Source organism: bacterium (genome assembly GCA_026708015.1).
In the GTDB taxonomy this organism is placed as follows: Bacteria; Actinomycetota; Acidimicrobiia; order Acidimicrobiales; family Bin134; genus Poriferisocius.
Map to the genome: position 1 here is coordinate 26387 of JAPOVT010000046.1, position 25954 is coordinate 52340.

Consider the following 25954-nt stretch of genomic DNA (forward strand, 5'->3'; position numbering starts at 1 on the left):
TCGCTCCGATACCGGTCGCCAGTACCATCGACCGCGTGCGCCGGTCTATAGACGACTACCCCTTCGACCCAGCCGACCTCCCTCCCGGAGACGACGACGAGTTCTCCCCGGTTTCGTGGGCGGTGGCCATTGCCGACGACTACGAAGACGCCACCCCTCGGGTGGTGCTCACCGTTGAGGAGGTGGGCCAGGCTGGCTATGGGCTGGTAGCTCATCTGCACCCTCATCTCGCCCGCCGTCTTCGGGCCGCCATTGGCGACGCTCTCAAGGAGATCGGCGAGGCTGAGACTCTCTGAGCGCTACTCCATCTGACCCGAGTGTCACATTGATCGGCGCTCGCTGTGCGAATATAACCTTCCAGGCTGTTTTCCAATTGCGCGAGGTTTGGAAGACGACCCTAAAGGGGCGGCATGGACTCTGGCGAAACACGCAGCGGCGGGTATAGCTGTCATCGGGGCCGCTACGCTGGATTTGTGGGCATGGCAGGTTCTTCGCTCTCGGTTCCCTGTGCGGGTTCCTATTTGGGCCGAGGGATCTACGACGTTGCCGAGGTGGCGCGTCTCATCAGATGCACCAGACGCCGAGTCGAGGGGTGGACCAGAGCAGGCGCGGACAAGGTGCCGCTGTTGTCGGGGGAGTTGGACGGCCTGTTCAGCTTCTGGGACTTGCTAAGCCTCCGCGTGATCGGAGAACTTGTGGAGCGGGAGGTCCCCCGAAGCGAGATCGCCAGAGGCGCCGAATATCTGGCTGCTGAGCTTGGAACCCACAGGCCGTTCGCCCATGAGGGCCTGGCTACAGCTGGACGAGGGTTCTTCGCCGACATAGGGAGCTGGATAGATGTGGGAATGGGCGGCCAGCAGGCCTTCCAGGTTGTGGTCGAACCGCTGCTTGTGCCGATCACGTTCAATGATTCGGGTATGGCCACCATCTGGAGGCCGCATACAAGTGTGTGGGTGAATCCCGAAGTCCAGGCAGGAGCCCCCTGCGTCGAAGGCACCCGGATTCCCACCGGTACACTTGCCGACCTGCAACGCGCCGGGCTGAGCATCGAGGACTTGTCAGATGACTACCAGCTCTCAGCAGAGCAGGTACAAGCTGCCATCGCGTATGAGACCAGCCTGGCGGCGTGAGCCCCCAATCGGCAACACCCAGGCAACGTCCCTCCATACGACTCATTTTCGATGAGAATCTGCCATGGAGAGTGGCCGCGGCATTGGAGATGCTCCAGTTCAAAACCACCTACGTTGGAAATCAGCACCACCCCGATGTTCCGAACCGGGGTTCCTCCGACGAAGAGGTGCTCTCCTAAACCACGCCCTTCCCTATCTCTCTGTCTGACGCCAGTCCCTCGCTAAATGAACCCAATCGGGGGCGGTGATGTCTCCTGGTGCGGGGCGCAGCAGGGCCGCCATGCACCCTGGCCCGCCCCTCCCTCCATCATCCTCCACCTGCCCACCTTGGGAACAGATCCCGAAGAAACCAAGCCCAACGAAACGCCCGAACTCGGATCTCGAAAATCAAGAGCAACTCCAGGCGACACCTAGGAAGTCGTAGTGCCCGAATTGACATTTGAGCCATCCTGAGGTGAGGTCAATTCTGAGACCGCATCGCATTGCAGCCCTCCGATCTTGTACTAGACTTGAACGTTCACTGATTTTGCGCTCTGGCTGAGGAGTCTCCGATTCATCCCGATCACGCTGCGGAGCAGACGTACATCGATCAGGCCCACCAAGCCCTCGAGACGGCTCGGGAGCGGGCCTTGTCGCTGAAAGGCATGGTAGAGGTGGGCGCGGGCGGTACCCACCAGGCCCGCTATGAGCGGGAGATCATTTGGGACTCCATCAGTACCCGCCTCAGCGCCCTTGACATTGGCAACTCATCGCTAGTGTTCGGCCGCCTCGACTGGAGCGACGATCAGGGCGGCGATCAGGGCGGCGACCAGCTCTATGTAGGCCGGGTGGCGGTGTGGGATGACGACCAGGAGCCGGTGACCATCGACTGGCGGGCCCCGGCGGCCGAGGCCTTCTACCGGGCTACCGGCAGCGAGTCCATGGGCCTGTCCCGCCGCCGCCACTTCGTGACCCGGGGCCAAGAGCTGTTGGGGGTGGAAGACGAGCACTTCGGCGAAACCAACGGCCGGGGTCGTATGCCGCTGGTAGGGGAGGCCACCCTGCGAGCCGGACTGGAAGCCGGGCGCACTGGCCGACTGGCCGACGCGGCCGCCACCATCCAGATCGAGCAGGATGCCATCATCCGCTCCCCGCTGTCAGGCCTCTTGGTGGTCCAGGGCGGTCCCGGTACCGGCAAGACGGTGGCCGCCCTCCACCGGGCCGCCTACCTGCTCTACACCCATCGCTTTCCCCTCGAAGGCCAGGGGATGCTGGTACTCGGCCCCAACCGGCTGTTCCTCGCGTATATCGAACAGGTGCTTCCGTCGCTGGGCGAGGCCGGCGTGGAGGTGTCGATGCTGGCCGACCTTTTGCCTGGCACCCGGGTGAAAGGGCTCGACGATCCTAGCGTGTCCCGCATCAAAGGCGATTTGCGCATGATCACGGTGCTTCGCCGGGCCCGTCGGGATCGCCAGCGCCCGCTGCGCTCCGATGTGACAGTGGGGTTTGGCCTGCGTCGGCTCCGTCTCACCGTGGACCAAAGCGCCGAGATCGTGCGCCAGGCCCGCAAGCGGTTCCGCACCCACAACCGGGCCCGCCGCTATGTCGAAGAACAGGTGTACCAGCACCTAGCCGACAGCGGTGCCCGCACCGACTCTTCCGCCCCCGATGTGGAAGCAGTGCGAGAGCAGCTTCACGGCAGCATCGAGCTGCGAGAAGCCTTGGAGTGGATGTGGCCGGTTCTCACCCCGTCGCACCTGCTGCACGACCTGTTCGGCTCGCCGGCCTTGCTCCGCTCGGCGACCGCCTCGGTGCTCACTTCGACCGAAGCCAATCTGCTCTATCGCCCTCGACAACCCCATGCCTCCGAGGTGATGTGGACGGCCGACGATGCCCCGCTGCTGGATGAGGCATTGGCCCTGTTGGGCACCCGGCCCGGCCACAAGCAGGCCGACTCGATACGCACCTACGGCCACATCGTGGTGGACGAGGCCCAGGATCTGTCGCCCATGCAGCTCCGGATGATCAGCCGCCGCTCGCTCAACGGGTCGATGACGGTGGTTGGCGACATCGCCCAGGCCACCTCGGCCTGGGGGCACGACACTTGGGACAGCGTGATCGAGCACTTGCCCAGCCACCGGGAGCCCCGATTCTCCGAGTTGACTATTGGCTATCGCCTGCCCGAGCCGATTATGGATGTGGCCGCCAAGGTGCTCGATGCCGCCATGCCCGGTCTTGTTCCGCCCCAATCCATCCGCACCGAAGGCCGGCCACCCCGTTTCGTGCCCGTCTTCGGCCATCAATCTCCCGCCTCCGGCAATGGGCAGGGCAACGGCCAAGGCCGTGAATCCAGCCACGTCAGCCATGCTGGCCATGCCAACGAGTCCATCCCCACCAGCCTGACCGCTGCCGTCGTCGGCGAAGTGAAAGCCGAGCTCAGCGCGTTGGCCAACGGAAACCTGGCGGTGATCTGCCACAACGATCTGGCCGATGCCATCTCTGAGGCACTCACCGCTGCCGAGGTCGACCACGGGCTGGTGTATGAGCGGGGCCTGGAGTCTCGGGTGACCATCACCCCGGTGGAGTTGGTGAAGGGGCTCGAGGTGGACACCGCCATCGTGGTGGAGCCGGCCGACATCTGTGAGAAGCTCCCCAAGGGGATGCAAGCCCTGTATGTGGCCATGACAAGGGCCACCCAACGCCTGGTGGTACTCCACGCCCGCCCGTTGCCCGAACCCCTGCTCACTAAGGAAGCCTGAGCCGATGGCCCACGACCCCCGCAACCTCACCGACGAGATGAACGGCTTCCTCCAAGACCGCCACCTGGCCTCGCTAACCGTATTGCGCCCCGACGGCACTCCCCACGTGACCCCGGTGGGGTTCACCTGGGATCCCGAAACCGCCACGGCTCGCATCATCACCTGGGCCGGGGCCAAGAAGGTGCGCCTGCTGGAGGCAGCTGGGGGCGGTGGAGCCGCCCTTTGCCAGGTGGACGGTGGCCGATGGGTCACCCTGGAAGGACACGCCACCGTCACTGCCGACCCCGAGCAGTGTGCCGACGCGGTGGCCCGCTACGGCCAGCGCTACAGCCCCGCCAAAGACCGGGGTGCCGACCGACGGGCCATCATCATCGAGGTGGACTCCGTGTTGGGGCGGGCATGACCCCCAAGGGAATCGGCCTCAGTGCCAATGTGCAGGAGTACTTGGTGGCCCATGGGGCGGGCATCGACCCCATCGCCCAAGAGTTGATCGACATCACTGCCGAACTGGGTCGCATCTCCGGGATGCAGGTCGCCCCCGAACAGGCCGCCTTCATGACCATGCTCACGCGCCTGCTCGACGTGCAGTTCGCGGTGGAAGTGGGCACCTTCACTGGCTTCTCGGCCCTGTCCATCGCCCGGGGGCTGGCCCCTGGCGGGCGGCTGCTGTGCTGCGATGTGAGCGACGAGTGGGTGAGCATCGGCCGGCCATTCTGGGAGCAGGCCGAGATGGCCGACCGCATCGAGGTGGTGATCGCCCCCGCGGCCGAGACGCTGGCCTCCCTGCCGGACGATCCGCCCATCGATCTGGCCTTCATCGACGCCGACAAGCGGTCTTACAAGACCTATTACGAGGAGATCATGCGCCGCCTCAGCCCGAAGGGGATCATCCTGGTGGACAACGTGCTGTGGGGTGGGAGAGTGGCCGACCCTGATGCCGACCTCGAAGAGAACCCCGACACTGCCCACATTCGAGAGTTCAACGCCTCTGTGGTGGCCGACCCCCGCACCGCCCAAGTAATGCTCCCCATAGCCGACGGCCTAACGCTGATAACCCACGCCCCCTGACCCGCCAGCCTGCCGGGGGATCAACTACTAGTCGATCAGATGCGCAACCGGTCCTCGACCCATGCCAAGGTCCCAGTCGGCCGACCGCACGATGCACCGTCGCACAAACCCCTTGGCCGCTGCGATCGCATCCACCGGTTCCACTCCCGTGGCCAACCCCGCCGCCACCGCCGACGCAAATGTGCAACCGGTCCCGTGGTCGTTGGCGGTTTCCACCATCTCGCCGGCCAGCTCGGTCCAACCTCCGTGGTGATGCACCCGATCGACGGCGGTGGTCTCTCCGGTCACCACCAAACAGCCGGGGCAAAGCCGGCCCAGCTCAGCGACAGCATCCAGTCCGGCAACTTCCTGAAGCGCCGCGGCCTCTCGAACATTGGGGGTAGCCACGGTGGCGTGCTTGAGCAGCTCCAGGTAGAGGACTTCGGCCCCGGAGTCCAGCAGCCGGGCCCCAGTGGACGACACCATCACTGGATCGACCACCAGATTGGGCAGCCGTCCGGCTGCGGCGTAGTCGCCCACCACCGCGATGATGTCCAGATTGGCCAGCATCCCGGTCTTCACTGCGGCCACCGGCAAGTCATCCAACACTGAGTCGAGCTGCTGGGCCACGAAATGGGCCGGTACTGGATGCACCCCCTGCACGCCCACCGTATTCTGGGCGGTCACCGCGGTGATCACTGCGGTGCCGTGAACCCCCAGCGCCGCGAATGTGGTGATGTCGGCGGCAACCCCCGCGCCGCCCGAAGGGTCCGACCCGGCCACGCTAAGCGCCACCGGAGGATTCATCACGAGTGCCACTCGTCTAGGAGGGCGGCGATGGTCTCTTGGGGGTCAGGGCTGCGGGCCACTGCGCCCTGCACAGCGACGCCGGCCGCCCCGGCGTCCCGGCAGGCGGCGACCCGGCCCAAGGTGATTCCCCCCAAGGCGTACACGGGGACATGGGCTTGTCGGGCGATCCGCCCCAGTCCACCCAGCCCCAAAGGCGGCCCGTAGCCGGGTTTTGACTCGGTTTCGAAAACGGGGGAAATGGTTACGTAATCCACCCCCTCAAGCTCGGCTTGGCGCACCTCGTCGAGTCCGTGGCATGACCGTCCGACTATGCCCTGGTACACCTTCGGGTAGCGGTCAAACCCGGCCAGGTGTACACCGTCGGCCACTGGGTCGATCATCGACGCCAAGATCAGGCACTCGGTCTGTTCTCGCATCAGCTTGGCCAGCTCCCGCCTGATCTGCGCGGGATGGCCTTTGGCCCGGAAGATCACTGCGGGGGCCTTCAACACCACATCGGTGAGCACCAACACCTCAGAGGCCAGAGCCCGCTTCGGGCTGAACGGGCGACGGTGGTCAGAACTCGGCACGGCCCTGGCTGGAGGTCGAGGCTTCGGCACCGAAGCGCTTGGGAATCCTTCCGGCCAGCCGGGCCTGCCGTCCGGCATCGGTGGCCAGCCGCATGGCGGTGGCCATCAGCTCGGGGTCTCGGGCCCGAGTTATGGCCGAGGCCACCATCACTGCGTCGCAGCCCAATTCCATGGCCAGCGCGGCGTCGGAGGCGGTGCCGATGCCCGCGTCCAGCACTACCGGCACCGAAGACTGCTCCACGATCATCTCGATGTTGTGGGGGTTGCGGATGCCCAGCCCCGACCCGATCGGTGCCCCCAAGGGCATGACCGAGGCGCAGCCCAGGTCTTCCAGCCGGCGGGCCAGCACCGGGTCGTCGTTGGTGTAGGCCAGCACGGTGAAACCGTCGTCCACCAGCGTTTCGGCTGCCTCTGCCAGCTCGATGCCCTCGGGCAGAAGGGTGATGTCATCGGCGATCACTTCGAGCTTGACCCAGTTGGTTTCGAATGCCTCCCGAGCCAGCTTGGCGGTGAGCACGGCGTCGGCCGCGGTGTGGCAGCCGGCGGTGTTGGGTAGAACGTCGAGGCCCAGGCGGTCGATCACATCCAGGACCGACCCGGTGGCATCCGGCGATACCCGGCGCAGGGCCACGGTCACCAGCTCGCACCCCGACGCGGCCAGCGCCCGCTCCAGCACGGCCAGGTTGGGCGCGCCGCCGGTGCCGGTGATCAACCGGCTGGTGAAGCTGCGCTCGGCCACGGTCCAGGAGTCGCCCATCTATCCCCCCTGGGCGGCTTCGAGGATCTCGACCCGGTCGCCCTCTGCCAACAGGGCCTGGCTCCATTGGCTGCGGGGGACGATCTCCCGGTTGACCGCCACCGCCACCCCTCGCTGATTGGGGGCCAAGGTGCCCACCGTGCACCCGGTGGGAACGTCGAGCGCCTCTCCGTTCACTACAACGATCATGCTGGCACACTCATCCTGGCACCCCGCTGAGACGCCCAGAGGCCCCGTCGATGTTGTCTGCTGGGGCATCGAACCGGCCGGGGCTGAACGGCCGCAGGTTCACCGGCGGCTCATGGCCCTGCACCAACGCAGCCACCGCGGCGGCGGTGATGGGTGCAGTGAGGATGCCGTTGCGGTAGTGACCGGTGGCGTACACGATGCTGTCATCGCCGGTGCCGATGATGGGAGCATTGTCGGGCGCACCGGGGCGCAGGCCAGCCCAGGTTTCCACCAGGTCGATCTCGCTCAAACCCGGCAGTAAGGCCAATACATCTCGGAGTAACTCGTAGACGCCGCCTGCGGTCACTCGGGTGTCAAAGCCTTGCTCTTCTTGGGTGGCGCCCACCACAATCTCGCCGTCGCTGCGGGGCACGGCGTACACGCTCGAGCCCCGCACCACTCCCCGCACTGGCAGCGCAAGCAGCCCTTCCGGGCCGCTCAAGCGGAGGATCTGTCCTTTGATGGGCCGGATGGGAATCCCCAGCAATCGGCCTGTCCACGCACCGGCTGCCACCACCACCTGCTGGCAGGCCATCGTCTGCCCGTCGTTGGCCACCACCTGGTTATGGCTCACCCTTGTGGCCGAGACCGGAATGGTGGGCACCCGGTTCAGCAGTTCGGCCACCACCTGGCGGGGGTTCACCTGATGGTCGAGGGGCGAGTACACCCCGCCCCGCACGTTGGGAGCGAGCAGCGGTTCCCGGGCACGGCATGCTTTGCTCCGCAGCCGCTCCACCGGCAGGCCCTCTTGTTCGTGCAGGTCGCCCAGGTTGTCGAGCAGCGCCTTGTCGTCGGCGTCGTAGGCGGCCATGAGCATCCCGTTACGGCGATAGTCAACCTTGTCAACCCCCAGCTCATCAGCAAACGCTGGCCACGCTTGGCTAGCGGCCAGGTTCAGTTCCAGGATGTGGCTCTCTCCCCAGTAGGCCTCGTGGATGGGGGCCAGCATCCCGGCGGCGGCGTGGCTGGCTCCGGTGCCGGGCGCGGGGTCGAGCACCACCACATCGATACCGTCTCGATGAAGCTGCCAGGCAGCCGAGAGCCCGATGATGCCGCCACCCACGATGATGACTTCGGGTTTCGGGGACAGGTCAGGCACCGAGGGCCTCCATCAGCTCGGCGGTGGCCGCCGCTGGGTCAGAGGCTTGGGCCACCGCTCCGATCACCGCCACCCCGTGAGCCCCGGCGTTCAGCAACTCCGGCACTCGGGCGGCGGTTATACCGGCGATGGCGATCACCGGTATGTCCACCGCCGCGGCCACCTTCTCCACCCCCGCTGGCCCCAGCGGCTCAGGAAGCCCAACCTTGGTGGCGGTGGCGTACACCGGGCCCACGCCCACATAGGACGCGCCGTGGTCTTGGTGGATGAGGGCGGTGTCGGGGTCTCGGGCCGTGCCTCCTACGAGCCGGTCGGGGCCGAGCAGTTGCCGCATCTCGGCCACCGGCAAGTCTTCGGCGCCGCCGTGTACCCCGTGAGCCCCGGCAGCCAGCGCGATGTCGGCCCGGTCGTTCACGATCACCACCGCATCGGTGACCCGAGCCAGCGCCACGATGCGCTGGCACTCGGCCAATACTGCGGCGTCATGGACCCCTTTGATGCGGACTTGCACCGCCGGAGCTCCGCCCTCAAAGGCAGCGTCGGCCAAAGCGGCGCTGTCGGCGATGACGTGCAGCTTGGGAACATGCAGGGTCACGACCCCGCCGAGTAGATCTCGGCGCCTTTGTCCCGAAACTCGTCGGCCTTGGACTTCATGCCCAGCTCGATGGCCACCGACTCGTCCACCCCCTGGCGGGCGGCAAAGTCCCGCACGTCCTGGGTGATCTTCATGGAGCAGAACTTTGGTCCGCACATGGAGCAGAAGTGGGCGGTTTTGGCCGGCTCGGCCGGAAGGGTCTCGTCGTGGTACTTGAGCGCTGTCTCGGGATCCAGCGACAGGTTGAACTGGTCGGCCCAGCGGAACTCGAATCGGGCCTTCGACAGGGCGTCGTCCCAGTCCTGGGCCCCGGGATGGCCTTTGGCCACATCGGCGGCGTGGGCGGCGATCTTGTAGGCGATCACCCCGTCCTTCACGTCAGCCCGATTGGGCAGACCCAGGTGTTCCTTGGGGGTGACGTAGCAGAGCATGGCGGTGCCGTACCAGCCGATGTTGGCCGCCCCAATGGCTGAGGTGATGTGGTCGTAGCCGGGGGCCACGTCGGTGGTGAGCGGGCCCAGCGTGTAGAAGGGGGCGTCCTGGCACCACTCCTGCTCCAAGATCACGTTCTCTTTGATCTTGTTGAGCGGAACGTGGCCCGGTCCCTCGATCATCACCTGCACGTCGTGGGCCCAGGCCTGGCCGGTGAGCTCCCCCAGGGTCTCGAGTTCGGCCATTTGGGCGGTGTCGTTGGCGTCGGCGATCGACCCCGGACGTAAACCGTCGCCTAAGGAGAAGGCCACGTCGTAGGCGGCGAAGATATCGCACAGCTCATCGAAATGGGTGTAGAGGAAGTTCTCCTGGTGATGGGCCAGACACCAGGCGGCCAGGATCGAGCCGCCCCGACTGACGATGCCGGTGGTGCGCTCGGCGGTGAGCGGCACATAGCGCAGCAGCACCCCGGCGTGGACCGTCATATAGTCCACTCCCTGTTCGGCCTGCTCGATCACCGTGTCGCGGTAGATCTCCCAGGTGAGCTCCTCGGGACTGCCGTTGGTCTTCTCCAGGGCCTGGTAGATGGGCACGGTGCCGATGGGCACCGGCGAGTTGCGGATGATCCACTCCCGGGTGGTGTGGATATCGGAGCCAGTGGACAGGTCCATCACCGTGTCGGCCCCCCAGCGGGTGGCCCAGGTCATTTTCTCCACCTCTTCGGCGATCGACGAGGTAACTGCCGAGTTTCCGATGTTGGCGTTGACCTTGGTCAAGAACTTTCGCCCGATGATCATCGGCTCTGACTCGGGGTGGTTCACGTTGGCCGGAATGATGGCCCGGCCCCGGGCCACCTCCGACCGCACCAGTTCGGCGTCGAGCCGCTCGCGAACGGCGATGAACTCCATCTCCGGGGTGATCTCCCCCCGGCGGGCGTAGGCCATCTGGGTCACCGCCGCGCCCTGGGCCCGCAGCACCGGACGGCGCTCGCCCAAGAACGGATCAGAGGCGGCACCGTCGCGCACCGCCCGGCGGCCGTCGTCGCGCAAGTCAGCGCTTCGCCCCTCGATCTCGGTGGTGTCGCCCCGCTCGGTGATCCACTCCAGCCGCAGGGGCGGCAGACCCACGCTGGGGTTGGAGCCCGGACCGCTGGTGTCGTACAGCAGAAACGGCGGCTCCGGCTTGGTCAAGTTCACCTGGGTGAACGGCACCCGCACGTCGGGCCGGCTCCCGGTTTCGTACACCTTTTCACGAGCGGGTATTGGCTCGCGAGCAGACTCTTGGCTGGAGGTGGAGCCTTCCGGGGTCGGCGCGTTGCCGTTGGTGTTCTCGCTCATCGTCATCTCCCTTCGCCGGCGTTATCCGGATCAGGTTCAGCGGTCGGTGCCAGCGGACACCCTCTCAGCCCGACGATCCTCGAGCTCCCGCGTGGTTTTCTATTCACTCTCAGTATATTTCGACGTATGCTGAGTTGGACCGCACCGGGCCTTTTGAGAAGGCCCGGTGCGGCCCAAGGAGACAGCAAAGCTGCCTCCTTCACGGGACTACCCGTGGTCGGGCCGGTGCAGACTTGACACCTCGCCGGGAGGGTTCGATCCCCTCTAGTTCCACCCCGCACCCTATACGGTTCTGATGCTGTTCACCATCCCCTTTGCCATAGGTAGAGCAGCCGCCCAGTTAGTTATGCCTCGATACCTCATCTACGGCTGAGATAGCGGTTGATGAGGGATTGGGTGGAGGAGTCGCGGGTGGGGTCGGGGTTGGCTGCGCCGGTGAGTTGGGCGGCGATGCCGGTGGCCAGAGTTTTGCCCAGCTCCACGCCCCACTGGTCGAAGGGGTTGATGCCCCACACGGTGGCTTGGGTGAACACCTTGTGCTCGTACAGGGCTACCAGCTGGCCCAGAGTGCGGGGGGTGAGCTGGTCGCCGAGGATCACGGTGCTGGGCCGGTTGCCGGGAAAACTCCGGTGGGGATCGCCGGTATCGGGGGTGCCGAAGGCCAGGGCCTCGGCCTGGGCGAACAGGTTGGCCATGAGCAGGTCGTGATGCTCGTCAAGGGTGTGGTTGGCACGGCAAAAGCCAATGAACTCCGCGGGGACGATGTCGGTGCCCTGATGTAGCAATTGGTGGAAGGCGTGCTGGCCGTTGGTGCCCGGCTGGCCCCACACCACCGGGCCAGTGGCGGTGCTCGCCAGGGTGCCATCGGCCCGAATCGACTTGCCGCTGCTCTCCATGTCGAGTTGCTGGATGTAAGCCGGGAACAGGGCCAGCTCCTGGGCGTAGGGGAGCACGGCATAAGTGGGGCAGTTCCAGAAATTGCGGTTCCAGATGCCGATGAGCCCCAACAATGCGGGCAGGTTCTCGGTCCAGGGAGCGGTGCGGTAGTGCTCGTCGATGTGGTGCATCCCGTCCAACAGGTTGGCGAAGGCATCGGGGCCCACCGCGATCATGAGGCTGAGCCCCACCGCCGAGCCCAGGGAGTAGCGACCGCCCACCCAGTCCCACACGGCGAAAACGGCACCAGCGTCGATGCCGAAGTCGTGGGCCTTGTCGGGGCTGGCCGTGACGGCGGCAAAGTGGCCGCCAGCTATTTCCGGCCCCACGGTGTCAGCGACCCATGCCCGGGCGGTGCGGGCGTTGGTCAGGGTCTCGGTGGTGGTGAAGGTCTTGGACACCACGATGAACAAGGTCTGGGCCGGGTCCAGCCCTCGGGTGACGGCCCCGAAATGGGCTCCGTCCACATTGGACAAGAAGCGCACATCCAGATCAGCGTAGGCACAGGCGCCAAGTGCGGTAGTGGCCATGGCCGGTCCTAGATCCGACCCGCCGATGCCGATGTTCACCACCGCCTGCCACCGACCGTCTCGGACTTCGGCGACGAAGGCGGTCATGCGGTCGAGTTCCTGTCGGGCTTCGGGTGGCGGGTCGGGTTGGCGCAGGGCGGTGTGCCAGGCGGGGCGGTTCTCGGTGGAGTTCACCGGCTCCCCATTGAGCATGGCTTCAATCTGGTGCCGAAGCCCGGCCCGGTCGGCCAGTGCGGCCAGCAGCGCCACGGTCTCATCGGTGAGGCGGTTCTTGGAGTAGTCCAACAACAGGCCGTCGGTCTCAGAGGTAAGCCGCTCTCCCCGGCTGGGATCATGGTCGAACAAATCCCGGAGGTGCTGGTCGCTGAGTGCCTTTCGATGCGCGCTCAACGCTTGCCATTCCCGGGTGTCATGCACCTCCGCAGCGTAACCGTGGGTCGCGGCGGAGATACCGCCAATTGCCGCTCTCGGGCTACTCGTAGGCGATGGCGTCGAGGATGTTGAGGCGGCTGGCCCGACGGGCGGGGAAGTAGGCCGCCACTATTCCGGCCACGGCGGCCACCACCATGTAGATGATGAGGGTGAACCAGGGCACTGCGAACGCCGAGATGAAGCTGTCGGGGATGACCACCACCGCGGCCCAACCGAACAGCACGCCGATGACCGCACCCATGATCCCCCCGAAGGCGGCCACAATGGCCCCCTCCCAGCGGATCGTGCGCCGGGTTTGAAGCCGAGACATCCCCACCGCCCGCAGCAGCCCCAGCTCTCGGGTTCGCTCAAACACCGACAGGGCCAGCGTGTTGGTAATGCCGATGAGGGCGATGACCAGGGAGATCCCCAGGAATACGTTCACCACAGCCAAGAAGGTGTCGATCTGGCTCTCCTGGCTGGCTCGGAATTCGGCCTGGTCGCGCACCTCGAGCTGGGGGAAGTCGGCAGTTACCGATTCCAGAGCGGCCCGGGCTTGATCTGCCGTATATCCCTCAGCAGTGATGGCGGATATGAACTGGTCTTGATCTCCAGTCATGTATCGATCCCAATCGGCGTGGTCGATGACCCAGGCCCCCAGCACGGTGGCATCGGAGAAAATTGCCGCCACTTCCAGGGAAACCAATTCCCTACCGGGGAACTCCAACTCCACCAAGTCGCCCACTCCCACCCCGAAGTCTTCAGCTTCATCGTCATGCAGGAGCAGTTGGCCAGCCCCAGCCCCCACCGTGCTTCCGGCCACGATGTCGGGATCGATATGGCGGGTGATCACATCCAGATCAGTCGATCCGAGGTCCTGTTCTTGTTGATCGACGGTGGTGCGAGCGGCATCAAAGCGGAACCGGACAGTGACCACCGACTCCAACTCGGGCTGGGCGGCCATGGCCTGAGCGGCCAGCGGACTGAAGGCGGCGGTCGGGTCGCCGCAGCCGCCCACGCAGATGAGCCAGTCAGAGTTCACCGACTCATCCAAGACGTCGGCCAGAGTCTGCTTGAACGACTGTCCCAAGACGGTGACCATGGAGACAAGGGCCAGCCCGATCATCAGCGCCGAAGCGGTGCTCGCCGTGCGCTGAGGAGTGCGGGCCGCGTTCTGGCGGGCCAACCGCCAGCTGACCCCCATGAACAGGTCTCTCACCCAGCGCCTCCATTGACCGCCTCGTCGAAGCATGAGCGCCCCCAACCCGATGAGGAGAATCACGGGAAGCCCAAATATCAGCAGCAAGGGGGTCAGCCGCCCGAGGAACCGGACCGCCGGATTGGCGAAAATCGGACTCACCAGGTTCATGCCCACGAACACCAGCAGCGCCCCCATTCCCAGCAGCACCAAGATGTCGACGGTGGAGAAGTCGGCCACAACGGCGATCACCAACAGGAGTATCCCCAGAACCAGCACCGACCCCCGTCCGAAGTTGGGGTGAATGCGAGAACCACCGGCGTAAAGCAGCACCGACCCCACCAGCGCGGCGAACACAATGATCCAAGGTGATTGCGCGGCGACCCCTGCCACCACGATCGCCACCCCCAGTCCGTAGAGCAGGGCTCCCAGTTGGGGGGCCGGGCGCACATCGGAAACGCTCAGCCGCACGTCGGCGGCCAGCGCGGCCATCGGCGGCACCTTCCGGGCTCGCAGCGCGGGCCAGATGGCAGAAACGGCGGTAACGCCCACACCAATGGTAAACGCGGCGACGATGGTGGCTCCCTTGATGATGATGGGGGTATCAGGGAGGGAAGCACCCAACGCGCTGAACATGGCTTGCAGGCCAATGGCAATGAGCACGCCGGCACCCAGGCCCAGTCCAGTGGCCACCAGTCCGACCACCACCGCCTCGCCGATCACCATGAACGTGACTTGGTTGCCGCTGGCCCCCAGCGCTCGCAGCAGCCCCAACTCTCGGATGCGTTGGCCCACGAGAATGGTGAAGGTGTTGTAGATGATGAACGACGACACCACCAGGATGACGATGGCGAACCCCAGTAAGAAGTTGCGGAAAAAGCCGATTACCTCGTTGAACTCGTCGGCTTGTTCCTCCACGAGCTGTTGGTTGGCCACTACCTCCACATTGTCGGGTAGAGCGCTAGAGAGGGCCGCGGCCACCACCTCCACGGAGGCGCCTGGCTCTAGGCGCACGTCGATGGTGTCGAGGCCGCCTCCGTCGTGCAGCACGTCAATGGCGGTGTCCACATCCCAGGCCATGATCTGCGCGCCCACCGTGGCGTCTTCTCCAGTTCCGAATCGGAAATGCCCCACCAGGGTGAATTCCCTGGTGCCGGTGGGGGTGGACACCCGGTAGCGTTCGCCGATCTCGAAGCCATTGTCGGCGGCAGTTTGGGCATCCATGGCGAACTCGTCAGAGCCACGCGGGGGTCGGCTGATGCCATCGGGCCAAACGCTCACCTGGCTGAGCAACTCATCGGTGGGCCAGGAAACCCCCATCTGGGGAGGGCCAAAGCTGGTCAACGGCTCGCCGTCGGGCTTGATGGCAATCACGCTGAACTCGAATACTCCGCCGTCGGCGGCGGCCACCCCGTCGACCGACCGCACCACTTCTTGGAGGCCGGGATCTATGAGTGGGGCATTCAGTTCCCGGTCTCCGAACTCAGACTGCGAGCGAACCGACAGGTCCACACCTCGGTAGATGTCCTCCGACAGGTCGCCGAAGGTGGAGCGCAGTCCATCGGTGGTGACGAACACGCCCACCGTGAAGGCCACGCCGATGACGACGGACAGGGTGGTCAGCAAGAACCGGATGCGGGTTCCGGCGATGCTTTTGAGGGCGTAGCGGATGAGGCCGATGGGCTATTTCTACTGGTGAGCGATGGCTTCCAACACATTGAGGCGGTTGGCCCGGCGGGCCGGGAAGAAGGCGGCCAGCATTCCGGCCACCGCCGACACCACCAGGTAGATCAACAGTGTGAGCCACGGCACGCTTACGGTGGAGATGACACTGCTGGGGAGGGCGGCCGCAGTGATAGATCCAGCTGCTACGCCAGTCGCGATGCCCACCAATCCCCCGAAGACGGCCACGATGATGCTCTCCAAGAAGATCGTCCCCCAGGTTTGCTGCTTGGCCATGCCGATGGCCCGCACCAATCCCAGTTCCCGGGTTCGCTCGAAAATCGAAAGGGCCATGGTGTTGGAAATACCCACCACCGCAATGAGCAACGCGAGGACCAAGAACACGTTGATGATGATCAGGAACGTGTCGATTTCAGAGGCCCTGCCCTCTCGGTATTCGGCCTGGTCCTTGACGATGACCTGGGGGAAGTCGGAGAGTTCTGATTCCAGGCTGGACCGAGCCTGGTCCATTTCAATCCCCGGAGCGGTGATGGCCGTGGCCAGGTTGTCTTGGCCTTCGCCCATGAGGCGGTCCCAGTCGCTGAAGTCGACCACCAGAGGACCGACCACAGAATCTTCGGTGTGGAGGGCGACAACTTCAAACGTCGCTTCTTGCTCGCCGGGGAACTCGAGGAACAGTTGGTCTCCTAGGCCGATGTCCAGGTCGTCGGCTAGGTCTTTGTGTACGAGCACATGGCCGGCACCGGCGCCCTCCAAGCTCCCGGCAACCACGCCTGGATCAACATGGGGGGAGAACGAGTCGAGGTCGGTGGCTGCCACTCGGCGTTGTTCGCCATCGGGAGAGCGCGCTCCGTCGGGGCGGAATCGGAAGGCCATCACCGATTCCAACTCGGGCATCTGGGCCATCCTGTGAGTGGCCTCCGGGCTGAACGCGCCCAGAGCAGTGCTGAAGGTGCCCAGATCGGTGTTGCATTCGTTGACGCAAACCAGCCAATCGGCCTCTACCGAATCCCCAAGTTGGTCATTCAGGGTTTGCTTGAATGATGTCCCCAGCACAGTGACCAGCGACACCATGGCCAGGCCGATCATGAGCGCTGAGGCGGTGGTTGCGGTGCGTCGGGGGTTGCGAGCCGCGTTGAGCCGAGCCAATCGCCCGTTGATGGTGAACAGGCGATCGGCTGGCCAACCTAAGAACAGCGACATAGACCGGGCAATCGCCGGGGTCGCGATGTTGACCCCCAGAAGCATCAACAGCGCCCCCAAGCCAAGCGGAAGGAGGAGTTGGGAGGTGGAAAGGTCGACCAGTAGGCCAATCAGCAGCAGAATCAGCCCTACCTCGCTGGCTGCTGATCCGATAACCAAAGTGCGCCGCCGATTGAAAGGATCGATCTCGGCTTCGTCGGCCAGTGCCACCATGGGCGTAACCCGGCGGGCCCGCATGGCCGGCCAGATGGCGGTGATCATGGTCACGCCAATGCCGATGACCAACGCGGCAACAACGGTCCACCCACCGATAATCACGTCGATAGCGGGAAGGTGAGCGCCGGCGCTGTTTAGCGCTCCGGCAACGCCGAGAGCTACCAAAATGCCGAGCCCGAATCCCACGATGGTGGCCACCACTCCAACGATTAACGCTTCGACCGCCACGATTTGAGCGATTTGGCGTCGCTCGGCGCCGAGTACCCGCAAAAGACCCAATTCTCTTATGCGCTGCCCCATTACCAGGGTGAAGGTGTTGTACGTGATGAACCCCGAAATGATCAAAACGATGACCGCAAATCCCAGCAAGAGGTTTTGGATGCGGTCGATGTTTCCGGCGAATTCCGCGTTGCTCTCATCGATGTTGTCCTGCCGGGAGATCACTTCGATGTCGGGGCCCACGCGGGAACCGATGGCCGCGGCCACCTCTTCGTAAGAAGCTCCCGGCGACAGCTTGCCGTGAATGAAGTCGTAGCCGCCTCCGTTGTGCAGTAGCTGCCGGGTGGTTTGCATGTCCCAAGAGACGATCTGAAGCGCGATCCGGGTTTCGGGGTCGAGGAAGTACAAGTAGCCGACCAGCTCGAAGTCGAATGTGCCGGTGGGAGTAGCGATGTTGTAGCGCTGGCCGATGACGAAGTTGTTCTCCTCGCCGGTGAAATGGTCGATGGCGAATTCATCGGGCCCGACGGGCTGGCGGCTTATGCCGTCGTCATAGACATAGATCGTGCTCAGCGACTCATTCTCGGGCCAGCCGTAGCCGGTTTGTCGTCCTACGCCGGGGTCCAGAGCGTTGCCATCGCCGCCGATGGCAACGACGTCGAATTCCAGCGCCAATCCGGTGACTGCTTCCACCCCATCGACCGACGCGATCTCATCGCTTAGCGCAGTAGGGAGTAGGGGCACGCCCTCGTTGCGATCGCCGACATCGGAGGCGGAGCGTACGGTGAAGTCGTATTTTTCGTAGATCTGGCCCGACAGGTCATTGAGGGAGGCGCGAAGCCCGTCGGTGGCGATCAACACCCCGGTGGTGAGGGCCACCCCGACGATCACAGCAAGGGTGGTGAGTGCGAACCGGACCTTGACGCCGGCGATGCTTCGAAGGCTGTATCGCAGGAGAGTCATTGACCGTCTACCGGGTCATGAACTTCGAGGAGGGGCTATCTGGCTGCGCCCAAACTCAGTCGTCCAGGTCCTTCATGTATTCCAAGACCTCTTCCATGGTTGCCCCCTCTGTTATGCCCCGGACGAACTGGCCCACTTGCAGAATCTTCATGTAGTCGAGGATCTGATCGGCGGTGGGACTGAGCATCTCCCCCTGGAGTTTGCCGTCGGCCAAGAACACGGTCCGGTCGGCGAATGATGCCGCCTTGGCGTCATGGGTGACCATCACAATGGTCTGGCCCAGATCGTCAACCGCATCGCGCATGAACTTCAGCACATCGTTGCCCGACCGGGAGTCGAGGTTGCCGGTGGGCTCGTCGGCAAAGATGATCTCCGGCTGGCTGGCCAGCGCCCTCGACACCGCCACCCGTTGTTGCTGGCCTCCCGACAGCTCGTTGGGACGGTGGGTGAGTCGGTCGCCTAGTCCCACAGTAGCGATCACATTGTCGACCCACTCCTGATCGGGTTCCCGCCGAGCCAGGTCCATAGGCAGGGTGATGTTCTCGATGGCGTTCAGCGTGGGCACCAGATTGAAAGCCTGGAAGATGAACCCCACTCGGTCGCGGCGCAGAAGGGTCAGCTCTTTGTCTGACAGGGTGCTCAGGTCGGTATCACCGATGAAGGCGTGACCTTCGGTGAGGTTGTCGAGTGCGGCCATGCAGTGCATGAGCGTGGACTTGCCCGAGCCCGACGGGCCCATGATCGCGCTGAATTTGCCCTTCTCGAAGGTGATGTCCACCCCGTCGAGGGCTCGGACTTCGGTCTCTCCCGACCCGTAGATCTTCACCGCTTCCACCGCTCGGGCGGCAGCCATGGTGTCGGTGGCCAGCGTGGACGCATCGCTCATGGAAAAAGCACCCCTTCGGCGTCAGCCAGGTTTTCCTTGGTGGAAAAAGTGGAGATTATGGCTGGGAGACTACACGAAGGTAGGGCTTCTGCTCGTCCCAGCCGTCGGGGAACAGCTCCGCGGCCTCATCATTGGAGAGGGCGGGCACGATGATCACGTCGTCGCCGTGCTGCCAGTTCACCGGGGTGGCCACCTTCTTAGCGGCGGTGAGCTGGAGCGAGTCGATAACCCGCAGCACCTCATCGAAGTTGCGCCCGGTGCTGGCCGGGTAGGTGATGGTGAGCTTCACCGCGTTGTCGGGGCCGATCACGAACACCGAGCGCACCGTCATGGTGTCGCTGGCGTTGGGGTGGATCATGTCGTAGAGGTCGGCTACGGCGCGGTCGGCGTCGCCGATCATCGGGAAGTTGGGACGGATGCCCTGAGTGTCCTCGATGTCCTGGGACCAGGCCACATGGTCTTCCACCGTGTCGCACGACAGGCCGATCACTTTCACATTTCGGGCTGCGAACTCTTCGGCCAGTTGGGCGGTGTAGCCCAGCTCGGTAGTACACACCGGGGTGAAGTCCTTGGGATGGGAGAACAGAACCGCCCACGAGTCACCCTTCCATTCGTGGAAGGAGATGGTTCCCTCAGTGGTCTCAGCAGTGAAATCGGGGGCGGCATCCCCAAGTCGAATAGCCATGTTCAGCTCCTTTTGTGCGGCAGTTGGTGAAAGAAGTCTGCCCACCCTACTCCGCTGAGGCAATACCTGACTAAAGAGGTCTGGATTGATGTCGCGGCTTGTCTCTACTCCGCGTCTTCGGAGGTGCCGCGCCGGCGGAGAAGGCGGCGGATGCGACCGCCTTCAAGGTCTTCGATGGTGTCGTCGGGAGTGCCGACGGCCACCTGCAAGGGTCCATCGGTCTGGACAACCAAATCGAGAACCGACTCCGGATCTTCTCTGACCATGATCGGGGCTTCGAAGTCGGGCTCGACCTCTTCGGGTTCTTCGGTTTCGAATAGAGCGGTTTCCAGTGCGGCGCGGATCTCCTCCAACTCAAACTCGTCGGTGTTCATCACCGAGCGAAGACTGGTCAGCGGGCTTTGGGAGAATTGGCGCAGCCGTTCGATCCACTCGTCCCGGTATTGCACATAGATCAGGTGTTGGCGACGGGCGGTGGCATAGTCGCTCTTGATCACCGCGAATACGGCTGCCTCCCCAGCCACGTGCATCGCGCTCAGTTCGGCTCTCATCACCGGCGAGGGATGGCTGGCGATGGCCTCTCGCATCTTTGGGGCCAGCTCTTCGTGTCCGGCCAAGAGTTCGTCACGATCGTCCATATCGATCTGAAGACCCGAGGCATTGATTTCGCCCAGCACCCTCTGGTGATTCTCTATCCAGTCCGACACCGTTTGTTCATGCCGCTGGTGCCATTCGGCTAGCCCTTGGTGGTCGGAACGAGCGATGTCTACAACGGTTGGCACTTCGTCTGTCGCGTCACCTACCAGCTCGAGCTTGGGTTTTCCGTTGACGCTTTCGGATTCGTCGTTGGAATCGGAGAGCTCAGCCTCGCCGTCGAACAGCACCGGATCTTCTAATGAGGCCGCGTCGCTCGCTTTGGGCATCGGGCCCGGGAAGATGTCCCACAGGGCTCGTTTCTTGCGGGTAGCCATGGCCACGATGCCAGCAAGGAGAGCGCAGCCCAAGATGATGACAGCAGGAATGGCAAGCCCAGCGCTCATGGGAGGTCAATCGCAGGGATGGCTAGCCCAGCGTTCACGACTCGCCGACCGTGCTGGCGGCCAGCACGCGAACATTGGCGGTCGGGGCCGGAGTCGTGGCGGTGTGCTGGCGGCACGACCAACAGGTGTCGCGCACCGTACCCCACCATGTGACATCGCAACGTGGACACCACATGGTGGCTTTGCGCCGCGCTTTCGGCGCGAATAACCAAGCGCGAGCCGGAACGGCCATGTGGCCCACACTAGAAGCGCGGTCAGCGCAAGTTGTGGATATCCGCTACTAGGGAGCGGTCAGCGCAAGTTGCGGCTAGTGCCAGTTGGGGCTGGCCGCCGCTAGGAGGTGGGCTCTTCTTCGTCGGGTGGGATGATGAGTTCTTGGCCGACCTGGATCAGTTCGGCTGCGACGATGTTGTTGGCTGCGGTGATCTCATCCAGCGTCTTGCCGTACTGGAGGGCGATGTCCAGCAACGTGTCGCCCGCAACGACGATGTGGGTGCGCTCGCCGGGACGGACGGTGCCGTCGCTGTTGAGCACCACCGGCGCGTCCTGGGGAATCTCTATCTCCTGGCCGATGCTCAAGACGTTGGGGTTTTCCAACTGGTTGACGGCGTCGATCTCCTGCCAGGTGATGCCGAACTCATCAGCGATGCTGCCCAGCGTGTCGCCCTCGCGCACGACATAGATGAACGCTTCTGGAGTTGAAGTCGGCGTTGGGGTCGGGGGAAGGGTCGGTTCCGGGACCGCGACGGTGGCAGTGACCAACTCGTCGGAGTCCACGCCGATTGGGCGATCCTCCGAAGTCGTTCCTCCTCCTCCGCCGCAGGCCGCGGCCAACACAGCCAACATCAGCACCATCCACAACACTCGTGCCCGGCGCATGGCGACACCTCCTCTACTGCCAGTGACCCACAACAATAGGCAACGCGCCCCGAAAGCAAAAAAAGAACGCAACTGTCGCGTCCAGAAAACGGCGGATGACCACCCATTCAACTGATGCTGGCAACATGGAGAAGTGTCCACTGTCGGCATCTTGGTGAACCCCCGTTCGGGTAGCGATGTGCGCCGCCTGCTCACCAGTGCATTCAGGAGCCCGGACAGGCGCGTTTGAGCTTGGCGTGGGAAACTCTGAGCTATGAGTGCAGACATCGTCATCAGCGGGGGAATTGTGGTGGACGGCTCGGGCGAGCCGGGACGGGAGGCTGATGTCGCCATAACCGGGGATCGCATCAGCGAGATCGGTTCAGGCTTGTCGGGCAAGGTCGAACTGGACGCCGACGGCCAAGTGGTGGCCCCCGGATTCATCGACATCCACACGCACTACGACGCCCAGGTGTTCTGGGACCCAGCCCTCAGCCCGTCGTGCTTCCACGGGGTGACATCGGTGATCGCCGGCAACTGCGGCTTTTCCATCGCACCCACCCGGCCCAGTCACCAAGACCTCATCGCCCGCACGCTGGAGAACGTCGAGGACATGAACGTGGACAGCCTGGCCGAGGGCATCCCCTGGGACTTCGAGACGTTCCCCGAGTATTTGGACTCCATTTCCCGTCGGGGCATCGCCCTCAACTTCGGGGCCTACATCGGCCACACCGCCCTGCGGCTGTTCGTGGTGGGCGATGAGGCCTACGAGCGGGCGTCAACCGACGAGGAGGTGGCTCGCATGGTGGAGGTGGTTGCTGAGGCCATCGACGCCGGAGCGGCCGGGCTGGCCACCAGCTTTGCCATGACCCACCGCGGGGCCGATGGACTGCCCATCCCCAGCCGATTCGCCACCCGGGATGAGTTCGAAGCACTTATGGGCGTGCTGGGCCAAAAGCGTCGGGGCGTGGTGTCGATTGCCCCCGGTGAGCAAGTGGGCATTGACGATATGTACGCCTTGCAGCCCCAGGTGGGAGTGCCGTTCACCTACGGTGCCCTGTTGACCTTCCCCAATGGGAACCACGAGAAGAGCGCGGCCAAGAACCGGGAGGCGTGGACCAAGGGAATCGAAGTGTGGCCCCAAGTCACCCCTCGCCCGCTTACTTTCCAGATGGTGATGTCCGATCCATTCACCCTCAACGTGAACTCCGAGTTTGCCGCCCTCATGAGCGAGGACCACGATGCCCGGCTCAAGTCTTACGACGACGAGGATTGGCGCAACCGGACCGAAGAGGCCTTCAAGCACCAAAAGGCCATGGTTCCGCGGTGGGAGACGTTCCAGATCGCCGAGACGGATTCTCGTCCGGAACTGGTCGGACGGCGTCTTACCGACGTGGCCGAGGAGCTGGGGGTGCGCCCCCTCGACGTGCTGCTCGACACTGCGGTGGCCGACGACCTGACCACTCGCATCAGCTGCATCATCGCCAATGATGACCCCGACGGGGTGGCCATGCTCTTGCAGCAAGACGGCTGCACACTGGGACTGTCCGATGCCGGGGCCCACGTGGGCCAGCTTTGCGACGCTCCCCAAGCCACCGACTTCTTGGGCAACTGGGTGCGCGATCGCGGGCTCATGCCCATGGAAAAAGCAGTGCGGAAGCTCTCCGCAGTGCAGGCCGACCTGTTCAATCTGGTGGATCGGGGCTATTTGCGGGAGGGGGCCTATGCCGATGTTGTGGTGTTCGACCCCGACACCGTGGCCCCGGGGCCGTTGCGCCGGGTTCGAGACTTCCCCGCCAACGCCGAGCGGCTCACCGCCGACGCCTCCGTGGGCATAACCCATGTGCTGGTGAACGGCACCCCCATTCGCCGCGACGGCGAGGTAGACCAGGGCGGCGTGGACTCCCACCCCGGCGACATCCTCCGCCCTTCGACGCGATAGGCCCGACCAGGCGATTACGCAGAATTTGCCGAAGTCCTCTGGCGCTCCGTATTGGAGTGGGCCTAAGCTGGCCTTGAACGCAAGAGCGACAGCGTGGTCGTTCCCACATGATGACGAGGAGATCGCCATGGGGGAAAACAAAGACTGGCGCGTTGAGCTGAATAGAGCAGGAGTTGGCCTGCACGAGCTCTTGTCTGAGGGCATGCCAGCTGACAATCCCGATGACTGGGTGCACCGCCTTGAGGACCAGCTCGGAGAACTGAGCCGAGCGCTCACCGGGTTCTGCTCGGATTGCGATCTCGGGCTGTACGACGAGTGCATTGAGCTGGCCCCTCGACTGGTGCCCCAAGTGAACAAAATCCGCTCCGAGCAGGTTCAGCTACAAGTCTCGGTGGAGGAGCAGATCAAGCGGTTGCATACGCAAAAGCCCGACTCTGGTCTGCAACGGTCGATGGCCGACATCGTCTACCGAGTGGGCCAACTCAACCACCACGCGGTCGACCTGGTGTACAGCGCTTACGACACCGATTTGGGAGGTCCCGGCTGATTCTTCGGCAGCCGGGAAAACTCAAAGCTCTCCGAACTGGCGGTCGCCCGCGTCGCCTAGCCCGGGCACGATATAGGCCCGCTCGTTGAGGCCATCGTCCACGGCCGCGGTGAACAGATGGACCCCGGGGGCCGCGGCTTCGAGCGCCGCCACCCCTTCGGGCGCGGCCAGCACGCACACCGCGGTGATCTGTCCGGCCCCGGCTGCGGCCATCCGCCCACATACGTAGGCCAGCGAACCTCCGGTGGCCAGCATCGGCTCCAATACCAATACGGCCTGCCCGCTGAGACTGTCGGGCACGGTGTTGAGATAGGGCTCGGGTTGAAACGTCTCCTCATTTCGGCGCACGCCCAGAAAGCCCACCGCAGCCTCCGGTAGCAGCCTCCGGGCTGCGTCTAACATGCCCAGCCCCGCTCGCAGCACTGGCACCAGAAGCGGGGGATCGTCGACTCGGACTCCAGACGTGGGTGCCAGCGGGGTGGCCACTTCCACCTTCGTGGTGGGAGTGTCTCGCAAAGCCTCGTAGATCAAGAGCCCGCTAAGCTCCTCCAGGGTCCGCCGGAACTCCGGCGAAGGGGTGTCGGCCCGGCGCAGGGTGGCCAAGCGGGCCTGCGCCAGCGGGTGGTCGACGACCGTTGCGCTCATAGTCTCACCCTAGTGGTGTGTCTTGGGTTTATCGCGCGTGTCCTGCTAGGCATCGACGCCCCTCGCTGCGTTGCTCCTCCTTGCCGTACGCTCCGGGTATGGCTACGTCGGTGCGCCTTGCGAGGAACGCCGCTGCCGTCGCAATCCACGGCGCTAAACCCAAGACACACCACTAGGCGTGTTCAGCCAGGAGTCTCGTTGTCGTGGTCTTCGGTGTTCTGTCGTCGAATGCCTCACAGTCGCAGCCCAGCCCTATCCTTGGTCGGGTGACCGACTTGCTTGCTGTTGATGCTCCGGTGGGGGCCGCCGATGCCGTAGCCGGCGTGCGCATCACTCCGGTGGATGCGGTGGGGCTGGAGCAGCGGGCCGCGTTGCTGTGTACCCGGTCGATCAAGACCTCGTCCAAGGGGGCGGCGCTCGACTTGGCCATCCAGGTGATGGATCTGACCACGCTGGAGGGAGCCGACACTTCGGAGCGGGTCCAGGCGTTGTGCGCCCGGGCCCGCCACCCTGACGCCGGTGACTGGTCGGTGCCGTCGGTGGCCGCAGTGTGCGTGTATCCCGAGTTGGTGCCGGTGGCTGCCGAGGCGCTGGCCGACAGCCCGGTGGCAGTGGCCAGTGTTGCCGGGGGGTTTCCCGCCGGTTTGGCACCCCTTGAGGCTCGGCTGGGTGAGATCGCCTGGGCAGTAGCTGCCGGGGCCGACGAGGTGGACATCGTGCTGAACCGCTCGGCATTTCTGTCCGGTCGCTACCAGCGGGCTTACGACGAGATCGCCGCGGCTAAGCAGGCCTGCGGATCAGCCCACCTGAAGGTGATCTTGGAGACCGGAGAGCTGGGGTCTTACGACCAAATCAGGCGGGCATCCATGCTGGCTATGGTGGCCGGGGCCGACTTCATCAAGACCTCCACCGGCAAGATCGGCACCTCGGCCACTCCACCCACCGCCCTGTGCATGGCCGAGGCCATTCGAGACATGGCCGAGCAAACCGGGCAAGCCGTGGGCCTAAAGTTGGCCGGGGGCATTCGCACCGCCAAGCAGGCCTGGCACTATCTGGTGATCGTGGGCGAAACGCTGGGTTCGAGTTGGCTGACCCCGGAGCGGTTCCGTTTGGGTGCCTCCAGCCTGCTCAATGACGTATTGATGCAGCGGGCCAGGCTCCGTGATGGCCGCTACCAGCGGCGGGAGGATTTCAGCGTTGACTGACCCCTCTTCTCCTGGTAAAGAAGTGGAACCCGCCAGCGGTTTCGA

The 25954-nt window shown here is 64.4% G+C and carries 23 protein-coding genes and 1 riboswitch; of the genes, 8 read left to right on the top strand and 15 right to left on the bottom strand.

Annotated elements, in window-relative coordinates; all coding sequences use genetic code 11:
• Positions 1-35: 35 nt before the first annotated feature.
• From OXG30_10060 to OXG30_10080, 5 genes are all read left to right on the top strand, one after another.
• Positions 36-296: a hypothetical protein gene (locus OXG30_10060; GenBank protein ID MCY4135240.1), complete on the top strand. Its 261-nt coding sequence runs from the start codon at positions 36-38 to the stop codon at positions 294-296.
• 183 nt (positions 297-479) lie between these two features.
• Positions 480-1130 (top strand): DUF433 domain-containing protein, encoded by a 651-nt coding sequence (locus OXG30_10065; protein ID MCY4135241.1) that lies wholly within the window; start codon positions 480-482, stop codon positions 1128-1130.
• A gap of 629 nt (positions 1131-1759) precedes the next feature.
• A complete protein-coding gene (locus OXG30_10070) occupies positions 1760-3868 on the top strand; it encodes an AAA family ATPase (GenBank protein ID MCY4135242.1) in 2109 nt (702 codons plus the stop codon).
• Positions 3869-3872: 4 nt separating this feature from the next.
• Complete coding sequence (locus OXG30_10075) at positions 3873-4271, top strand: pyridoxamine 5'-phosphate oxidase family protein (protein MCY4135243.1); 399 nt, start codon at positions 3873-3875, stop codon at positions 4269-4271.
• On the top strand, positions 4268-4936 hold the full coding sequence (locus OXG30_10080) for a class I SAM-dependent methyltransferase (GenBank protein MCY4135244.1): 669 nt from the start codon (positions 4268-4270) through the stop codon (positions 4934-4936). The genes OXG30_10075 and OXG30_10080 overlap by 4 nt, the downstream gene beginning before the upstream one ends.
• Positions 4937-4963: 27 nt before the next feature.
• Here the strand turns inward: OXG30_10080 and thiD are convergent, their stop codons facing one another.
• The 14 genes from thiD to OXG30_10150 form a co-directional block, all read right to left on the bottom strand.
• Positions 4964-5725, bottom strand: coding sequence for a bifunctional hydroxymethylpyrimidine kinase/phosphomethylpyrimidine kinase (gene thiD, locus OXG30_10085; protein ID MCY4135245.1), 762 nt, complete (start codon positions 5723-5725; stop codon positions 4964-4966).
• A complete protein-coding gene (locus tag OXG30_10090; GenBank protein ID MCY4135246.1) occupies positions 5722-6294 on the bottom strand; it encodes a thiamine phosphate synthase in 573 nt (190 codons plus the stop codon). Before OXG30_10090 ends, thiD begins: the two co-directional genes overlap by 4 nt.
• Entirely contained in the window at positions 6281-7051 is a 771-nt protein-coding gene (locus tag OXG30_10095; protein MCY4135247.1) for a thiazole synthase, read from the bottom strand. Before OXG30_10095 ends, OXG30_10090 begins: the two co-directional genes overlap by 14 nt.
• The gene (thiS, locus tag OXG30_10100; GenBank protein ID MCY4135248.1) at positions 7052-7240 is read right to left on the bottom strand and encodes a sulfur carrier protein ThiS; all 189 of its coding nucleotides are present in this window, start codon (positions 7238-7240) and stop codon (positions 7052-7054) included.
• Between the two features lie 10 nt (positions 7241-7250).
• Entirely contained in the window at positions 7251-8378 is a 1128-nt protein-coding gene (gene thiO / locus OXG30_10105; protein ID MCY4135249.1) for a glycine oxidase ThiO, read from the bottom strand.
• Complete coding sequence (gene thiE, locus OXG30_10110; GenBank protein ID MCY4135250.1) at positions 8371-8973, bottom strand: thiamine phosphate synthase; 603 nt, start codon at positions 8971-8973, stop codon at positions 8371-8373. Before thiE ends, thiO begins: the two co-directional genes overlap by 8 nt.
• The gene (gene thiC, locus OXG30_10115) at positions 8970-10748 is read right to left on the bottom strand and encodes a phosphomethylpyrimidine synthase ThiC (protein ID MCY4135251.1); all 1779 of its coding nucleotides are present in this window, start codon (positions 10746-10748) and stop codon (positions 8970-8972) included. The genes thiE and thiC overlap by 4 nt, the downstream gene beginning before the upstream one ends.
• Positions 10733-10843: riboswitch (TPP riboswitch) on the bottom strand. (Overlaps the previous gene by 16 nt.)
• A gap of 258 nt (positions 10844-11101) precedes the next feature.
• On the bottom strand, positions 11102-12625 hold the full coding sequence (gene pgi, locus OXG30_10120) for a glucose-6-phosphate isomerase (protein MCY4135252.1): 1524 nt from the start codon (positions 12623-12625) through the stop codon (positions 11102-11104).
• A gap of 55 nt (positions 12626-12680) precedes the next feature.
• On the bottom strand, positions 12681-15443 hold the full coding sequence (locus OXG30_10125) for an FtsX-like permease family protein (protein ID MCY4135253.1): 2763 nt from the start codon (positions 15441-15443) through the stop codon (positions 12681-12683).
• A 63-nt stretch (positions 15444-15506) separates the two neighbouring features.
• Positions 15507-18101 carry an ABC transporter permease gene (locus OXG30_10130; protein MCY4135254.1) on the bottom strand — a complete coding sequence of 865 codons (2595 nt, stop codon included), beginning with the start codon at positions 18099-18101 and terminating at the stop codon, positions 15507-15509.
• A gap of 55 nt (positions 18102-18156) precedes the next feature.
• Positions 18157-18987 carry an ABC transporter ATP-binding protein gene (locus OXG30_10135; GenBank protein MCY4135255.1) on the bottom strand — a complete coding sequence of 277 codons (831 nt, stop codon included), beginning with the start codon at positions 18985-18987 and terminating at the stop codon, positions 18157-18159.
• Positions 18988-19042: 55 nt separating this feature from the next.
• Positions 19043-19672, bottom strand: a complete 630-nt coding sequence (locus OXG30_10140) for a peroxiredoxin (protein ID MCY4135256.1) — start codon at positions 19670-19672, stop codon at positions 19043-19045.
• Between the two features lie 104 nt (positions 19673-19776).
• Positions 19777-20712: a hypothetical protein gene (locus OXG30_10145; GenBank protein MCY4135257.1), complete on the bottom strand. Its 936-nt coding sequence runs from the start codon at positions 20710-20712 to the stop codon at positions 19777-19779.
• A 333-nt stretch (positions 20713-21045) separates the two neighbouring features.
• Positions 21046-21591, bottom strand: a complete 546-nt coding sequence (locus OXG30_10150; protein MCY4135258.1) for a LysM domain-containing protein — start codon at positions 21589-21591, stop codon at positions 21046-21048.
• A gap of 253 nt (positions 21592-21844) precedes the next feature.
• On the opposite strand from OXG30_10150, the gene OXG30_10155 reads away from it, so the two are divergent.
• Together OXG30_10155 and OXG30_10160 are read left to right on the top strand one after the other, a co-directional pair.
• On the top strand, positions 21845-23512 hold the full coding sequence (locus OXG30_10155; protein ID MCY4135259.1) for an amidohydrolase family protein: 1668 nt from the start codon (positions 21845-21847) through the stop codon (positions 23510-23512).
• Between the two features lie 127 nt (positions 23513-23639).
• The gene (locus tag OXG30_10160) at positions 23640-24059 is read left to right on the top strand and encodes a hypothetical protein (protein ID MCY4135260.1); all 420 of its coding nucleotides are present in this window, start codon (positions 23640-23642) and stop codon (positions 24057-24059) included.
• A gap of 21 nt (positions 24060-24080) precedes the next feature.
• Here the strand turns inward: OXG30_10160 and upp are convergent, their stop codons facing one another.
• Positions 24081-24704 (bottom strand): uracil phosphoribosyltransferase, encoded by a 624-nt coding sequence (upp, locus tag OXG30_10165; GenBank protein MCY4135261.1) that lies wholly within the window; start codon positions 24702-24704, stop codon positions 24081-24083.
• 296 nt (positions 24705-25000) lie between these two features.
• Here upp and deoC point away from each other — a divergent pair, with 296 nt between their 5' ends.
• Entirely contained in the window at positions 25001-25909 is a 909-nt protein-coding gene (gene deoC / locus OXG30_10170; GenBank protein MCY4135262.1) for a deoxyribose-phosphate aldolase, read from the top strand.
• The last annotated feature ends 45 nt before the right edge of the window (positions 25910-25954 follow it).

Bases quoted from the DNA above. Each gene is read 5' to 3' on its own strand.
- OXG30_10065 (MCY4135241.1), top strand. From the start codon at position 480: ATGGCAGGTTCTTCGCTCTCGGTTCCCTGTGCGGGTTCCTATTTGGGC.
- OXG30_10075 (MCY4135243.1), top strand. From the start codon at position 3,873: ATGGCCCACGACCCCCGCAACCTCACCGACGAGATGAACGGCTTCCTC.
- OXG30_10080 (MCY4135244.1), top strand. From the start codon at position 4,268: ATGACCCCCAAGGGAATCGGCCTCAGTGCCAATGTGCAGGAGTACTTG.
- OXG30_10095 (MCY4135247.1), bottom strand. From the start codon at position 7,051: ATGGGCGACTCCTGGACCGTGGCCGAGCGCAGCTTCACCAGCCGGTTG.
- thiS (MCY4135248.1), bottom strand. From the start codon at position 7,240: ATGATCGTTGTAGTGAACGGAGAGGCGCTCGACGTTCCCACCGGGTGC.
- thiC (MCY4135251.1), bottom strand. From the start codon at position 10,748: ATGACGATGAGCGAGAACACCAACGGCAACGCGCCGACCCCGGAAGGC.
- OXG30_10130 (MCY4135254.1), bottom strand. From the start codon at position 18,101: ATGACTCTCCTGCGATACAGCCTTCGAAGCATCGCCGGCGTCAAGGTC.
- OXG30_10135 (MCY4135255.1), bottom strand. From the start codon at position 18,987: ATGAGCGATGCGTCCACGCTGGCCACCGACACCATGGCTGCCGCCCGA.
- OXG30_10140 (MCY4135256.1), bottom strand. From the start codon at position 19,672: ATGGCTATTCGACTTGGGGATGCCGCCCCCGATTTCACTGCTGAGACC.
- OXG30_10145 (MCY4135257.1), bottom strand. From the start codon at position 20,712: ATGAGCGCTGGGCTTGCCATTCCTGCTGTCATCATCTTGGGCTGCGCT.
- OXG30_10150 (MCY4135258.1), bottom strand. From the start codon at position 21,591: ATGCGCCGGGCACGAGTGTTGTGGATGGTGCTGATGTTGGCTGTGTTG.
- OXG30_10155 (MCY4135259.1), top strand. From the start codon at position 21,845: ATGAGTGCAGACATCGTCATCAGCGGGGGAATTGTGGTGGACGGCTCG.
- OXG30_10160 (MCY4135260.1), top strand. From the start codon at position 23,640: ATGGGGGAAAACAAAGACTGGCGCGTTGAGCTGAATAGAGCAGGAGTT.
- upp (MCY4135261.1), bottom strand. From the start codon at position 24,704: ATGAGCGCAACGGTCGTCGACCACCCGCTGGCGCAGGCCCGCTTGGCC.